Origin of the sequence: uncultured Cytophaga sp. (assembly GCF_937863595.1) — a bacterium.
Classification (GTDB): domain Bacteria; phylum Bacteroidota; class Bacteroidia; order Cytophagales; family Cytophagaceae; genus Cytophaga.
Genome location: NZ_CALMGQ010000094.1, coordinates 13565 through 29599 on the forward strand (window position 1 = coordinate 13565; position 16035 = coordinate 29599).

Consider the following 16035-nt stretch of genomic DNA (forward strand, 5'->3'; position numbering starts at 1 on the left):
GACAAAGGAAAGGATGGTATAAGAATTCTTTTCTTTTCATCGTACAATAAAAAGCTGTCGACAATACCCGCTGACTTTGTACTCCGTACTCTGTACTTAGTACTTTTAAAGAGTAGTAGCATATTCCAAAAGTATCAGATGAAAAAAATAAACCTACACGCACTTTTTAGGCTAGCTACAATTGGTTAAATTGACCCCATGATATCCCAAACCGAAGAAAACTATTTGAAAGCATTGTTCAATCTGGAGCAAGCAAAAGGAGAGGCGAGTGTCAATGATATTAGCAAGCAATTGGATATTAAAATGCCGACGGTAACCAGCATGATTAAGCGCTTGGCTGAAAAGGCTTTGGTGCATTATGAAAGTTATAAACCTGTAACCTTAACAGATTTAGGGAAAAAAGAAGCTGCTTTAATCATTCGCAAACATCGACTTACTGAGATGTTTTTGGTTGAAAAGATGGGCTTTGGCTGGGAAGAAGTACATGAAATTGCCGAACACATCGAACATATTCCTTCTCAACGTTTTTTTGATAAGATGGATGATATGCTCAATTATCCAACCATAGATCCACATGGTTCGCCGATCCCAGATAAAAACGGAAATCTAATTGAAGAGAAATTTGTCACCTTATCTGATTGTACGGTTGGTAATACGTTTGTCTTTTCAGCTGTGGGGTCTTCTTCAGAAGAATTTCTGCGCTTTTTATCTAGCCGAAATTTAATTTTGGGTACGCGCATTAAAATATTATCCATAGAAGCCTTTGACGGAAGCATGACGGTACAATATGATCATCGGCTGGCTGAAGTGTTGAGCAATAAAGTATGTGAAAAAATATTGGTCTCGAAATAAGTAAAGAGTAGTAAGTAATAAGTAATAAGTACAGAGTACGGAGTATAAAGTACAAAGTGCAGAGTACTAAGTACAAAAAAGAAATTCTTTACCCGATTTTAGAATAGAAGTATATTCGGCCTCTTTTTTTTAATTTATCTCTTACTAGATGCAAAAAAATAAACCCGTTTTGTCTTTTTACTCCGTACTCTGTACTTAGTACTTTTTCTCCTCGTCTAGCAACTAAAAACTAGCACCCAGCAACTACATTTCTTATCCACATTTGTAAATATAATTTTGTATTGCTGATTAATATTTTATTTTTGCACGTAAGTTCAAAACGAGGAACAAATTATGTATTGGACATTAGAATTAGCTTCCTACTTGGAAGATGCCCCTTGGCCTGCGACAAAGGATGAATTAATTGATTTCTCTGTACGCTCTGGAACACCTCTTGAAGTGATTGAAAACTTACAAGAATTGGAAGACGATGGTCAACCTTATGAAAGTATTGAAGAAATCTGGCCGGATTATCCGTCTAAAGACGACTTCTTCTTTAATGAGGACGAATATTAATCTAAAACCGGGTATTTTGCCCGGTTTTTTATTTTGTAGATGTTGAATAGTTTAGAAATTAAAGACTTAACTATTGAATTGAATGGGAAGTGCATCATTGATTCCTTTCAATTAATAGCAACTACCAGCGACATTGTGTTCTTAACAGGAGATAATGGCTCTGGGAAATCTACTATTCTTAAAACCATAGCGGGGTACATTAAATCGTATACAGGCGAAATTTTTTTTAATGAACGCCCAATCGATTCTTTTTCAGAATCTAAATGGCATGAATCCGTACATTTCCTACCCCAACATAATTCGTTAGCTTTCCCCATTAAAGTGAAAGATTTACTCTTGATGGCCTTTTTTAGAGATAAAAAGTGGTTTGATGATTATTCGTTCAAGCAAATTCAAGAACTAGAATCGTTGGCGCAGCAGTTTGGTATTTCTCATTTATTAGATCGAAATGCGAAAGAAATTTCTGGTGGAGAGTTACAACTTTGTTGGCTCGTTCAATCCTTTTTAGCAAAGCCAAAAGTACTGTTATTGGATGAACCCACCCAATATTTGGATGCAAAAAACCGAATACTATTTTTTAATCTCTTACATGAAATGCACCTACGTAACCCATTCATTTGCATCTGTGTAACCCACGATTTGCCTTTTAAAAAGAAGGATTATGGGGTTGTTATTGACTTGTCTTAGAAGAAAGTTGCTAGCTGCCAGTTGCTAGTTGCTAGACCCGAGAAAAGGATGCTCTTGCGCAAGTCTTCAGACTCGTGTGTAGTATTCCGCAGTCTTTGACTGCACTTATTATGGAAATTTCACGTATCCACATTCTAGTAAATCCATAAATCTGGAAAACCCCAATTCAGACAAAGAAAGAACAATCCCATAATCGTCCAAATCTCACGAATACCAATCCAATAATACACTCCTCGCGCGAGTCTTCAGATTCGTGTGTATACATTTTGCAGTCTTTGACTGCATTAGGTCTGTATTAGACTTAAAACTGGAATTAGGAGAATATTCTTATTGTCCAAAACCTCAAATCCAAATCCAAAACTTACATCATCTATTAATTGTACTATTTTATAGTTAAATTGTACTATGCGAAATCTGAACTTCAAATTATCAAAATACATCTTAGCAGCATTTATCTGTAGTATAATAATCACATCTTGTCGTAAAAAGCACGATGAACCTACAGCTATTCAAAGTGCATTTATCCATACAAGTGGAACAGACATTATTGATGCATCGGGAAGCAAAATATATTTGCGTGGTGTAGCCTTTGGGAATGAAGTCTGGACAGATGCAGAAATTCCAAGCACACACCATTCCGAAATTGATTTTCAACGGGTGCATGAGATGGGTATGAATGCCGTTCGGTTTTACATGAATTATAAGACTTTTGAAGACGATGCAAACCCATATACTTACAAGCAAACAGGTTGGGATTGGATTGATCAAAACATTCGTTGGGCTAAAAAACACAATGTCTATTTGATTTTAAACATGCACGTTCCACAAGGTGGCTTTCAATCGAACGGAGATGGCGGCGCATTGTGGTCGGATCCAGAAAATCAAGCACGCTTAAAAGCATTGTGGTTTAATATTGCAAAGCATTATGCAAATGAAACAACCATTGCAGGTTTCGACTTATTAAATGAACCCGTTGTTACATCTTCGATATCCCAATGGGCCAATTTTGCACAAGATATCATTGACACCATTCGTAGCTTAAATGCAAATCAAATGATTATTGTTGAGCGGGTGAATGCTGTAGGTTCGAATTGGTCAAACAATGCAGATATGAATTTCTTTGACTTAAAAGGAAACAACATTGCCTATGAATTTCATTTTTACCTACCTTTTGAATTTACTCATCAAGGGGCTGATTGGGTTTCACCTATTCCACCAATTGGACAAACATACCCAGACTTAAATCGCTTATATATAACAGGCAGTACAAGTTTTGGTACTGCAAGTTTTAACAATCCCGCTGTCCCAACAGGTACTTATGATTGGTCCGAATATATAGAATCACCAAAATTTAAGGTTGAGAATGTAGAATTAAAATTAGCGATGCCGACGTTTGTGAATAGAGCAAATACAGGTAAAGCATGGATCGATGATATTGTTGTAAAAGAATATGATGAACAAAATAATTTTGTTCGCACAGTATGTACCATTGATGTAACATCGTTTGATGGCTGGTATTATTGGAGTGAAAATGGAACGGGTTCTGCCGGAACAGACAATACAACAGGGCATTCCAATACTAATTCCCTATACATTGAAGGATCCACAGGGGATGCGAATGTGAGTAACTCTAAATATTATTTCATTCCCAAACAAGGGTACTCATACACCATTGCTGGGTGGGTGAAAGGTGAGGACGTAACAGTTGGATCAAATGCTATTTTCCGTTTAGACTTTAATAAAATAAGTACCGGAGGTAGTGTTTCTGTATTAGATAAAAATTATTTAGTCGCACAGTTAGATCCATTTTTTAAGTGGACAAAAGCCAAAAATAGACCTGTATTTTTAGGAGAGTTTGGGGCAATAAATTTTGGTTATGAAAATAATAGAGGAGGCTTGCAATGGACAAGTGACATGATTGATATTTTAAAAGACCACGGTGCACATTTTACGTATCACGATTATCACGAAGATGCATTTGGTATTTATAAAGGATACGGAACACCTGTAGATCCGAATAAGTGCAATCAGCCTTTGATCGATTTATTTAAATCTAAATTGCCTTAATTTATTCATGGGGTGATTGTATTAATTTACAAGACCTTCAAGGGGTTTAAAACCTTGGAGGTCTTGTTTTAACATCTTATTTGTGAAGATTTTTTATCAGAGCCAGATACATTGCATTCTCTTTAAATTATAGGAAATAAAAATTTGTAATCTAGTGTTAATTTATTGTATTGAAATAAGATTGTGTGTAACACCGTTCTATTTTTACTTATACAATCTTTTTTTATGTGTATCTTAATATGAAAATTTAAATTGCCAGATTCAATAATAAACATATTGAATCACGTACTAAAGAAATTCCTTATATGTTAAGTTTAGAAGAGTTACTCTTAGGTTTTTCTACCCTAATTTTGATCAGTATTTTTATTGCTCGTTTGAGTAATAACATTGGCGTTCCTGTATTGCTACTATTTTTAGGAATAGGCATGCTTGCCGGTTCTGAAGGTCCTGGTGGCTTTTATTTTGACAATACAAGTTTGGCACAGTCTATTGGGATTAGCTCACTAATATTTATATTATTTTCAGGAGGATTATCTACGCATTGGAACATTGTTAAGCCTGTACTTAGTCCTTCGATAACATTGGCTACCGTTGGTGTACTTTTTACTGCAGGTGCAGTTTCATTGTTTGCCTATTACATTTTCAATATTCCATTACTAATTAGCATGTTATTAGGTTCTATTGTTGCATCTACAGATGCCGCAGCAGTGTTCTCTATTATTGGTGCACGCAATATTAAAATCAAAGGTAGAATAACCCCATTGCTAGAATTAGAGTCGGGTAGTAACGATCCAATGGCTGTATTCTTAACCATTACGCTCATACAAGTAATTACATCTACTACCGAGGCAACAGCTGGTGTACTGTTGTTGAAGTTCTTTATGGAGATGGGAATCGGTTTGTTTATGGGCTTGGTTTTAGGTAAGGGAATTGTATTTATTATAAATCGATTAAGCATCCAGATAGAAGGCTTGTATCAAGTATTTGTTTTTGCTGCTGCTTTTTTTGTGTATTCATCTACCGACATGATGCATGGTAGTGGTTTCTTAGCCGTTTATGTAGCGGGTATTGTTGTAGGCAATCACAATATTGTTTACAAAAGAAACGTGTTTCGATTTTTTGATGGAATGGCATGGATTGCTCAAATAATCATGTTTATAACACTGGGCTTATTGGTATTTCCAAGTGAGATTGTCGCTGATTTTAAAATGGAATTATCAATCTCCTTATTCTTAATTTTAATTGCTCGACCACTTGGAGTATTTATTTCCTTGATGCCTTTTAAATTTACATTCAAAGAAAAGCTGTTCGTGTCCTGGGTTGGCTTGCGTGGAGCAGTGCCAATTATTCTTGCAACGTTTCCACTATTAGCAGGTATTACTGAAGCACAATGGATTTTTAATGTGGTGTTTTTTATCGTATTAACTTCTGCATTGTTGCAGGGATGGACAATTCCATTTGTACTGAAAATATTGGGTTTAAAAGATACCAGTATACCATTCTTAACTTCTCCAACTGAATTCATACATTTAGACGAAGTTGATCGCGTACGAATCAATATGATTGTGCCTGACAACGCCGCATTTCATAACAAAGCAGTTGTTTCAATTAAAGCCTTACAAGGTTGTTTAATTATTACGGTTAAAAGAGACGATACATTTTTTGTTCCATCAGGTGGTACCGTATTACAAAAAGGAGATACGCTGCAAGCCTTAGTACACAAATCAAAAGTGGTAGAACTTGAATCGTTTTTTGAATTGGAAGAATAAGTTATTTTTATCAATCGTTTAAGTCGATTGATTCTTTTTGCATGTTTCTCTGTGTAGGTGATTATGACTATATAGCATACCCCTCCAAGGTTTTAAAAATATTGGAGGTATAGATAGTATACTTTCTAATTTATACAGGGATGATTAAAATTGAAATCATAGACTAATGCCGTTTCCTTAAGTCCGAATGACTGCTGTTGTTGGTGTTTCCGCCAGCTCTAATATTGTATAATGAACTAAAAACAACGCGGTGCACCAACAACTAGTAACAATCTATCCGTTTCGTCAAAGGTTGTTGGTGCACCGTGAAAAAGCATCTCAATAATATTGATTTGCTCTGGCGGAATCACCAATAACAGCTTAGTCGATTGATTGTTATTGAATGTTTATCTCTTTAGCTGATTATAACGTATAACATACCCCTTCAAGGTTTTCAAAATATTGAAGTTATAAATAGTATACTTTCTAATTTGTACAGGGATGATAAAAATGAAATAATAAGCTACTGAATTTTTGATGTGTAAATCAGATAAACAAAATTTAGAATCCTATTTTAAATTAACTGTATTCAATAATAACTTGGTTCGCAATAATTCATGTATGAATCATTTTTCTTTTTCTGTACCTCCAGTTGGATGCTTTTTAAATCTTATTTGAGATAAACTATTCTTCATTTCCCCTTTTTTCATTAACATAAGATAATAAATTCAATCTAAACGGAATTCTCTATCTCATTTAGTTCAAAAGTTTATATGATTTTTCTATTTTGGATATGGAATTTATTTTATGAATTTCAGCGTAATAAATTCCATCGTATGTCATTATAAAAACAACTTAGATAAAATCGTATTCATTAATTTTTTAAATAAAATATTATACCATTCTTTCATTTTTAACCAGCTATAAATTATGCCAGAATCTACAACAGAAGAACCTTCAACCACAACTAAACCTAAAACCACAGCCTATTTGGTATGCGAAGGAGCAACATGTATGTGTCCTGGGGGAAGTGTTAAAGAATTAAAATTAAAAGTTACGAGTCATAAGAAAGCCTACATCAATGACAATAAGCTAGTAGCAACAGAAAAGGATGTTAATTTTGATACACCAGGAAACTTTGGTACATGTTCATTTAAGCCAACAAATAATAATAACTGCAAACCTTTAGTTCAACAATGGACAAAAGTCTATAAAGATATTGAAGTAGAAGATCATAAAGTACTCACAGATCAATCGAAGCTACTGTGTTCCATAAATTCTGCAGCCATCATAACCATTACAAAACACGGACAAACACAAGAAGTGAGTGCCGAGCAAGCGGAAAACATGGATCGAACCATTGCGGTACAAGTGAATGCATTGGCGGATATAGGTTTTGTAAAAATACCTGATAAAACAGTTAAAGTAAGCTCCATTACTGGACGTATTGTAGAGGAAGAAAAATTTGAGACAGTAAACAAAACAGTACCGATTAAAAGTGAAAAGAAAAATAACCCGAAAGATATATTTGTACGACCGGGGCAAGCAGTAGAATTTACTGCAGCCTTTGAAGGAACAGAAGCCTTAGTTTGTTGGAGACTAAAAGAAAATGCAAATAGTAAATATTTTTTACAACACGGTTCGGTGTATGAAGCCCGTTTTTCAACTGTTGGAAAATATACCATAGAAGGATATGGTACAGGAGGAGATACCAATTTTGATGTAGAAACACAATTAGATTCAAAAGGAGTAGAAATAACTCGAGCAGAATATATTTCTTGTTCGCTTGATATTATTGTTAAAGAAAATAAGCTCATAAAAATTAGTCACAACACATCTGGCAACATTACAGATAATCCACAAAATGATAAGACAACGGAAGTACATATACGGTTGGGAGTTCCTGCTATTTTTGAAGCTGAATTTGCATTGCCTCCTACTAAAAGTGAAGTAGAACATTTAATGTTGGTGTTGAAGGATGCTGGAGGGAACGAATTGAAACGCACAAAGGGCGAACTGAAGATGGTATTTGAAGCGAAGAATTCTGCCGCAGACTATAGCTTAGAAGCATCTTTTGATAATTCAGACGATAAGCCTATTGTATGTACAATTAAAACTTCATTAAACACAGTATCAATTGTTGCTGCAACGGGTGCCGGAGATAAGGAATACGATAATGTTCGTCCAGGCACACCTATTATTTTTAATGTAGCTAAAACAAAGTTTACAGACGATACTATTGCACTTGAATTGATTGAAAGCGAAGAAAGCCTCATTAAATGGTATGAAAATTCAGAAATTTGTGTTGCAACGGGGCCAACCTACTCAAAAGTATATCAGGACGAAGGTGCATACACCGTACGATGCAACGTTTCAGAAAGGAAACCCGGATGGTTTAGTATGAAGACCAATACCCCAGATGATTGGCATTTTGTAGTAACGAGAAATTATCCGACCGCTGTTGAACAAAAATCAGCTGGCCTAGTGAAAATAGGTAAAGTAGCTACTTTCGAAATGAAAAGTATTTTTATGACGGATGTATTTGAACGTAATGCCATTCACTGGAAATTGTCAGGTCCTCAAACAGATAGTGAAGAAGGAAAAACATTTTATAGTTTTATCCCTAGAGCTAAAGGAGAGTATATCGTTAGTGCAACACTGAATGGTAAAACCATACACAAGAAAATCGAATGCATAGAGTGTGAAATTACGGATGCTTGGTGGACAGACGCAGATGGGAACATGCTTACAGGAAGCGATGCAGAATCAAATCCGAGCAATACCATCGGGTTTGCAGGTTGGGGACAAGAAGTTGCTGCTGCTTTTAATCATGTAGGATTGAATGGCGAGAAAGTGAGATTAGAAGTGTGGCATAAAAATGATAAATTAGATCATGTGTTAGTAAAAATATCATATATAACCATTCCAGATATGGGCAATGGTGTTTTTTGTTCTTTTAATACGGACAAACAAATGATGGAAGATATAAAATGGTTCTATAAAAATGTATATACAGATGGAAATCTCTACTTTAAGGTGTTTTCTGAAAGTGGACTAAAGATTGCAAATAATGGTGTAGCATTACCATTTAAACCAGAGCAGTATTTACAAGTAGATAAGAGAGTTCGGGTGCGTGCATATTTTGCAGACAATAATGATTCAACGCGCTATATTGTCGCAGATACACATACACCTGTTTTTGCGCAAATTAAAAGTACGAATCTAATTGGAAAGGATTTGGAAATTGAAATATATAAAATTATAGGCGACGATGAATGTATACCTATAGGAAACAGACTTTCTTTTAAAGTCGATAATTATGGGATGAAATCTATAAAGTTAAACATGCAAGTACTTCGGTCGGCATTGCCCAATCCTAGAGATTCCATGCGTATAAACATTGCCATTTATGAAAAGGGGAATGAAGACGCAATTTATGCCGGAATTATACCATGTTTAACATTGTATGAAAAGTTGCTCACTAATCCCATTTTTAAAGGTACAACTAAGGCATTTGTGCAGGTAGATTTGAGTGAGGGTGGGAAGAAAGAGTGTGAGTGTAAATCATATAATTTATCATGGGGGAATAAATTAACTTGTAATGAGAGAAAAAAGGTAGTTGATGTTTGTGCAAATTTATGGGGTGAATCAAAAAAGCTTGAAATGGCAAATCAATTATTGTCAATAATTCATTTAGAATCTGCAAGCACATTTAATCCTTCATGTGATAATGGATCGGGGTATAGTGGGTTAATACAATTTAGTGATACTACTGCAAAATCAATTGGAACTACTAGGTCAGATTTAAAAAAAATGACATTTATTCAACAAATGGATTATGTAGAAAAGTATTTAAAGAAAAGTGCAGATAAGTTAAAATCCATGACTGATTTATATTTATTGGTGCTTAAACCAAATGCTGTTGGAAATGGAAATAATCCTGAATTTATAGTTTTTGATGAAAGTATTGAAGTCCCACAAACTTCTTTTGATCTTAATAATTTGTTAAAGGAGCCTTGGGTAACAAAGTATGGCTACACTAGTAATCCAACTTTTATGACCGAGCTTAATGAATCAGTTAAAAGAATTCATAGTACATATTCCAAAGGTGAGATTATGCGACCAGGTTTCGTTAATGGAAAAACATATATCAAAGAAATTACCGAAGTCTTAAAATTACAACATTGGGATAAAGGGAGATTGAATCTATTCTCAGGTTTTTGTGAAGATGATACAAAAAACAGAAAGTATCTTTCCTTAAAAAATAGAGCTCCATGGATGACTATAGCTATTTCTAAGGCAGAACAAGTGAAAGGTTGTAAAGAAGGAAACGAACCAATGTATACTTTGGCAAAAAGTTATTTGAAATATTGTGGAAATACTTTTGAACCAACAGATAGTTACAATGGACCATGGTGTGCGGCATTTATGAATTGGTGTATTGGACAAACTATATGTCCATCAACAAAAAAAATATACGATCATTCTAAATCAGCATCTTCATTGGCACCAATTGATGCAGTTCTTGGATTAAATTATAAAAAGATTGAAACTCCAATATTTGGATGTATAGTAGTCTACAAACATATATCAGAATGGAAAGGTCATACAGGTTTTCTTTTTGGTAAAACAGAAGGTGGGGAATATATTTTATTAGGTGGAAATCAAAATGATACAATACGATTTGATTCATATGGAGAGTATACAAGTTCAACAAAAACAAAAAAAATATATGGTTTTTATATTCCAAAAGATTATGAACCAACAGAGGAAGATAAATTAAATGCTAGTGATATTTATAAAAATGCAGAAGAGGTGAATACTAAATATAAAATTGTCTCTAGTGCTTCAACGGGTAAAACAAATTAATTTTATGAACAGAATTTTATCAGATATTATTGGTATATGCTTATTATTTAATCTTATATCATGTAAAGAATCAATTATTGAAAAAGATCAAACAATAACAGGGAAAATGGAAATAGTAAAAATTAAACAGGTCTATGAAGATCAAACTAGAGTAGAATCGGAGGAAAATGAATTTAGCGACCCATATAAACTAACAGTAAAAGATTTATCTTTAGTATTTAAAATTGAACAGGAAGGACTTTCAAAGGCAGGCTTTAAGAATATTGATAAAGATACATTCGAGAAAAAGATCCATGATATATTTGGAATAAAAGTAGATTCAAATAACTGTAATAAAGTTAAAATAAATGACAGTATAATTACTTATTATGGTAATAGTTTAGATGGTACTGCAGAGACCCTTGCACATAATGAGTTCGAATTACAATCTATTACTAATAATTTATTTTTTTCAAGGGAATTTAATATTATTACTCCCATGTATTTATTAAGAGACTTAATAAAATTTAATGGTAATGATTATAAACTAACTTTACCTCAAAATATTATAGCAAGAAATAAATATTTATTAAATGATGATATAGGCTTGCGTCCTTGGTTAACAAGTAATGATTCCGTTTTTATGAAAAATCTACTTATAAAATTTGGTTATACGAAGGATGCTGAATTACTTAAATGGATAGTTAAGAATAACTCATTTGAACAAAAAAGTAAAAGTATTAATAATGGAATTGAATTTGGACATATTATTTATAATAGAAATTGTAATAATAATTTTAAGATTAATACTGAAATTTTTGAAGTTATGGCTTTAGATATGACTCCAAATAATTCATTTTATTTAGATAACTTATTGGAATATGTAGTGTATTTAGTCGATCAAAGTAATGATCCTGAATTGTCTTTTGAAGAACGATCTTCATTAATTGCACATATATTATATTTTTGTCAGGATATGTCTATAAACAAAGGATTTAATGACTATACATATAGATGTATGGGGTTCTTTTCAGAACATTATGATATTAAAGGAGTGTTTGAAAATGAATTTAAAAAACGAAAATTTTACAACTTATTAAATTTTGAGAAAATGTGGGACGAATCTAAAATGTATGGTGATGGAATAAGTTTACCAGGTGAAGAGTAGTGTTATTTCATTTTAATGTCCTGGTTTTTGGAAGTACACCCTATGCATTTGAAAAGGTTAAAAGTGAATAGGATTGACGGATTTATTGAAAATGATTTTTATATGAAAACAACTATTGGATTATTACTTACTTTAATTTTACTTTCTTGTCAAACAAACATAACTCACGATACTCAAATTTTTGAAGCGCATGCCTTGTCTATTGTTCAACCAGTGTCCTTCTCAGATTACATTAGCTCCATATCAATTTCAAAACTTCCACAAGGGTATGAAGAGATTTTAAATCAAAATGAAATAAAGATGAATGATGATAGTACTAGTTATGATTGGACAAGTACTATTGAAGATAAACGATTTCAATTTAATTATACGGGTGCGCAAACATATGATATATGCGTATGTGAATCAGATGCAATTATTGATAATGGCTTACAAGAAGAGGATATTAGTAAAGATAAATACACAATTTTTAAGCGTTTAAAGCCAATAAATGATTCAATTGAAGCTGTGTTGTTATTAGGTGATAAAGATGGTCAATTAGACTTGGTTACCATTTGTATTAATGATGGAGAAATTATTGATTCATTAAATTTGAATGATGCATACGATGGAGATTTTATGATATTTAAATTATTTTATATTTCAGAAGATTATAAAATAACACTTAAAAGCTTTTGGTTTTATGAAGATTCGGGACATACTTCACCCTTTGAAAGATCAAAATGTGAATATAAAATAAATGCTACTGGTAAAATCGTCTCTTATTTTAATCAAAATGATGGTATGGTTGATGTTAAATTAGAAACAGTTGAGGCTGGGAAATCAATATATCATACCTTATTCTCAGGTGAAATAAAAAACCATTTAAAAAATGGAACTTGGATTGAAAAAAAGATTATAAATAGTTTCCTCAATGTAGCAACTGGAAATTATGTTGATGGAGTAAAAGATGGGATGTGGATTACGAATCAATATTACAATAAGTCAATAAATATTGATTTACATGAATCGCTTTCAGACTATTCGGATACCATTGTTTATAAGTGATAGAGAGAAATAAACTTGTAAAGTTATAGATATGTAAATTGTAATGGATGAATTGGTTAAACAAAATAATATTACTGCTTTTGATTGTTTCGTGTAAAAGTGAAATGAGATCGAATAACGAAATTAAAATTCACGATAAAATGTTACCCCCAAATGTCTATAGTACCAAAACTATAAATTGGGATTCGTTGCCAATATCTACACTGCCAATCGGGTCAATAAATTTATTTACAGGAAACTTGACAAATAAAGAAAATATTTTTTTTACGAATATAAATAATGGAATTCCTTATGAACCCAATATTCAATTTGTGAATAATACTGTTTCTAAAGGGGATTTAATAAATATTTCCTATAAATATCAAACTAAATATCTTTATAATTATCATTTTTTATACTATAATGATTGTTCAAGTAAAGATGCATTTCTTAATTTTGAGGGTCGAATTCCCGATATTGCAGGATTTAAAGTGTTAATATTTAAGGGTATTGATATAATCGATAGTTATTTAAATATAGAAGATATTATGAGTTTGGTTATTTTAGACAGCACAGGTCAAAAAATTTCTGACCTTAATATTTGTAACACTTATACAAGAAATGCGTCGGAAGGTTTTGAACATGGTTATCGGTATTATAAAAAATTCTTAATACAAGATGATTTGGTTAGAATAATTTATATAAAAACAAGTGGAGAGGAAGTTATAAGTGAAGTTTTATATCAAACAACTTATAAAATTTCAAAATCGGGTAAAATAATAAGATGGTTTGAAGAAGATAATTCATTTTATCATTCGGAATATGAAGATGGTAAAATAAAAAATCATTTGAAAGATAGTGTATGGAATGAACGCTTTGGCTTTCCAGAACATGTAGAATTAGGCTATGATATTGTAACTTCTGGAATGTCTGCATTTATTGAGTATAAAGAAGGAATAGCAATATCTGGAGCGTTTCATGGTCCCAATATTAAATACTTTTCAGGTAATAGAGCCGATGAGGATTCAAATTTATTACTAGAAATCAATCCTATCACAAATGAAATAGTAAAATGTAATTCGCCTAGATAAGTTTAAATAGTGTATTTAGTTTTTTAATAATTCTTCTTCTATCATTTGTTCCAGTTTATGCCACCAAGCTGGTCCAACTATTCAAACGGTTAAGAACATATTGTTATCAAATTTTATTAATTTTAAAATGATTTTTAAATTGAATTGAATGATGAAAAAGAAGTTAATCTATATTATTTGTTCCTGTGTCTTCGTGATTCTAAACTCCTGTTCGGAACCAAGCAAAGAATATGTGTTGAAGGTGAAATTAAATAAACTGACTTATAAAGATATTTATGATTATGATCTTGTTAAGGATGTTATTTTCGATGCAGAAGAATTGAATCTCGATTCATTGAAGACAAAAAGTAGAGAATCATTTTTAAAAGGAGTAGATGAATACAAAAACAAGAAGAATGCATCCGCTGCTATTCTTTGGTTTAAAAAATCCATTCTCAATTTCCCTGATGCCAAAACATATTATGAACTTGGCAATGCCTTACTAGAAGCTAAAATGGATAAGAATTCTCTTGAAGAAGCTATGAAAGCATATCGTGTTGCAGAGGCTCTTGAAATTAAGCCACTTTATTCGGTTTATTATAAAATGGCCTGTGCGGAAAATATGATTGATAAGTTAGATTCGAAAAAGGAAGAAAATTATATGGTATTCTCTTATTTAAGAAGATCTTTTCAAACAGGGTTTTATGATACCTTAAGTATCGCTCAAGATACACGTATCAATTCTATTGTCGGTAGTTCGGGATACAAATCCTTGCTTCTTGAATTGAAATCTAAAAATTTGAATGTAGATAAAAATAGTTTGTTTGAATTGTATAAATCTGCCTATCCCATACATAAAGACGGTTACGAAGTTTCAGTAATTAGTGGAAAAGGGGAAAGTAATGAATCTATTTCCTACGATTTTTCAACGTTTGTACCTGAAATGCAAAATACAAGTTTCGGTAGAGAAGTATCAAATGATTTCTTTTATGTTGCGAATGTTAAAGAAACACCAGCATATACAGCACTTATTTATACTTCGGTTTCTTTCTGGGGAGGAGAAGAAAGTGGTCCAATGCCATCTTACACCTCAATTGTTACCTATGATCCCACAGGTGTAATTATTGATCGTAAATTAATTGCTTGCGATTGTTCGGCGGGAAAAGTTAAAACAGCCAAAATAATAGATGATAAAGTATATGTGGAAGATTTTGATCGACTCTGGAAAAGGCCTATCGATGAAGTATCTTTTGATAAGAATGACATAGATCAATATATACATGGAGCGAAGCTTACGTATGTGATTCATGAAGATGGAACCATTACTGCAGCAGAGATTCCAGCGAATTACATCGATACCGTTATTACGAAAAATCAATCACAAAATACACCTCTATAGTTATGAAATTTGTTTTCTACTCATTTATAATTCTGTGTGTATTTGCTTCTTGTTCAGAAACCAAAGAATTGATTTTCGTTGAGGTACCTGCATTAAAAGCTAGTGAAATATATAGCCCAAATGAAGTTAAAAAATACCTTATTCAATATGAGAATCAACATCATGCTATTGCAACTTCATACAAGGAGAAAGCTGAGGTAGCAATCAAAGCTAAAGATCTTAAAAAGGCAATTTACTTTTTAAAACGTTCTATCACTTTAGAACCGGCCCTGGATACATATGAAAAATTAATACGCGTATTATCTGATGTTCAAAATTATGCTGAAGCTACAGATGCTTATAAAGTATTGGTTGGGGAAGCATATTACGAAATAAATGGTGCGCAGATACATGATTATATTTTTTCTTTGCCAAGTGAAAATACTATTTCAGACTTTGTTATTTTGAGTGTATTAGCAAATAATAAAATTGATTACAATACCTTGTGCTATTTGGATGATAGTATGGATAAACAACAAATAAGAGCGAACCTTATTGCTGATCCGCGCTTTAAATACGATTCGTCTAATATAGAGCACAAAAATATTATTATTCAACTCTGGACAGTAAATGAAA

At 32.6% G+C, this 16035-nt stretch carries 11 protein-coding genes; all 11 read left to right on the plus strand.

Annotation, left to right across the window (positions count from 1 at the left end; genetic code table 11):
• The first annotated feature begins 198 nt into the window (after positions 1-198).
• Positions 199-852, plus strand: a complete 654-nt coding sequence (locus Q0543_RS09120) for a metal-dependent transcriptional regulator (RefSeq protein WP_299251635.1) — start codon at positions 199-201, stop codon at positions 850-852.
• A gap of 333 nt (positions 853-1185) precedes the next feature.
• Complete coding sequence (locus Q0543_RS09125; RefSeq protein WP_011585228.1) at positions 1186-1407, plus strand: DUF2795 domain-containing protein; 222 nt, start codon at positions 1186-1188, stop codon at positions 1405-1407.
• 39 nt (positions 1408-1446) lie between these two features.
• Positions 1447-2094, plus strand: coding sequence for an ABC transporter ATP-binding protein (locus tag Q0543_RS09130; RefSeq protein WP_299251646.1), 648 nt, complete (start codon positions 1447-1449; stop codon positions 2092-2094).
• Positions 2095-2499: 405 nt separating this feature from the next.
• The gene (locus Q0543_RS09135; RefSeq protein WP_299251649.1) at positions 2500-4161 is read left to right on the plus strand and encodes a cellulase family glycosylhydrolase; all 1662 of its coding nucleotides are present in this window, start codon (positions 2500-2502) and stop codon (positions 4159-4161) included.
• Positions 4162-4466: 305 nt separating this feature from the next.
• Positions 4467-5930, plus strand: a complete 1464-nt coding sequence (locus Q0543_RS09140; RefSeq protein WP_299251652.1) for a potassium/proton antiporter — start codon at positions 4467-4469, stop codon at positions 5928-5930.
• A 909-nt stretch (positions 5931-6839) separates the two neighbouring features.
• Positions 6840-10778 carry a PAAR-like protein gene (locus Q0543_RS09145; RefSeq protein WP_299251655.1) on the plus strand — a complete coding sequence of 1313 codons (3939 nt, stop codon included), beginning with the start codon at positions 6840-6842 and terminating at the stop codon, positions 10776-10778.
• 4 nt (positions 10779-10782) lie between these two features.
• Positions 10783-11925, plus strand: coding sequence for a hypothetical protein (locus Q0543_RS09150; RefSeq protein ID WP_299251657.1), 1143 nt, complete (start codon positions 10783-10785; stop codon positions 11923-11925).
• Positions 11926-12027: 102 nt separating this feature from the next.
• Positions 12028-12972 carry a hypothetical protein gene (locus Q0543_RS09155; protein ID WP_299251660.1) on the plus strand — a complete coding sequence of 315 codons (945 nt, stop codon included), beginning with the start codon at positions 12028-12030 and terminating at the stop codon, positions 12970-12972.
• Positions 12973-13112: 140 nt separating this feature from the next.
• Positions 13113-14042 (plus strand): hypothetical protein, encoded by a 930-nt coding sequence (locus tag Q0543_RS09160; protein ID WP_299251663.1) that lies wholly within the window; start codon positions 13113-13115, stop codon positions 14040-14042.
• A 151-nt stretch (positions 14043-14193) separates the two neighbouring features.
• Positions 14194-15420, plus strand: coding sequence for a hypothetical protein (locus tag Q0543_RS09165; protein ID WP_299251666.1), 1227 nt, complete (start codon positions 14194-14196; stop codon positions 15418-15420).
• 2 nt (positions 15421-15422) lie between these two features.
• Positions 15423-16035, plus strand: a 613-nt coding sequence (locus Q0543_RS09170) for a hypothetical protein (protein WP_299251669.1), incomplete at its 3' end; no start/stop codon positions are given.

Excerpts from the sequence above, each read along its gene's own strand:
- Q0543_RS09155 (WP_299251660.1), top strand. The coding sequence starts at position 12,028 with ATGAAAACAACTATTGGATTATTACTTACTTTAATTTTACTTTCTTGT.
- Q0543_RS09120 (WP_299251635.1), top strand. The coding sequence starts at position 199 with ATGATATCCCAAACCGAAGAAAACTATTTGAAAGCATTGTTCAATCTG.
- Q0543_RS09165 (WP_299251666.1), top strand. The coding sequence starts at position 14,194 with ATGAAAAAGAAGTTAATCTATATTATTTGTTCCTGTGTCTTCGTGATT.
- Q0543_RS09160 (WP_299251663.1), top strand. The coding sequence starts at position 13,113 with ATGTTACCCCCAAATGTCTATAGTACCAAAACTATAAATTGGGATTCG.
- Q0543_RS09125 (WP_011585228.1), top strand. The coding sequence starts at position 1,186 with ATGTATTGGACATTAGAATTAGCTTCCTACTTGGAAGATGCCCCTTGG.
- Q0543_RS09145 (WP_299251655.1), top strand. The coding sequence starts at position 6,840 with ATGCCAGAATCTACAACAGAAGAACCTTCAACCACAACTAAACCTAAA.
- Q0543_RS09130 (WP_299251646.1), top strand. The coding sequence starts at position 1,447 with ATGTTGAATAGTTTAGAAATTAAAGACTTAACTATTGAATTGAATGGG.
- Q0543_RS09135 (WP_299251649.1), top strand. The coding sequence starts at position 2,500 with ATGCGAAATCTGAACTTCAAATTATCAAAATACATCTTAGCAGCATTT.
- Q0543_RS09150 (WP_299251657.1), top strand. The coding sequence starts at position 10,783 with ATGAACAGAATTTTATCAGATATTATTGGTATATGCTTATTATTTAAT.
- Q0543_RS09140 (WP_299251652.1), top strand. The coding sequence starts at position 4,467 with ATGTTAAGTTTAGAAGAGTTACTCTTAGGTTTTTCTACCCTAATTTTG.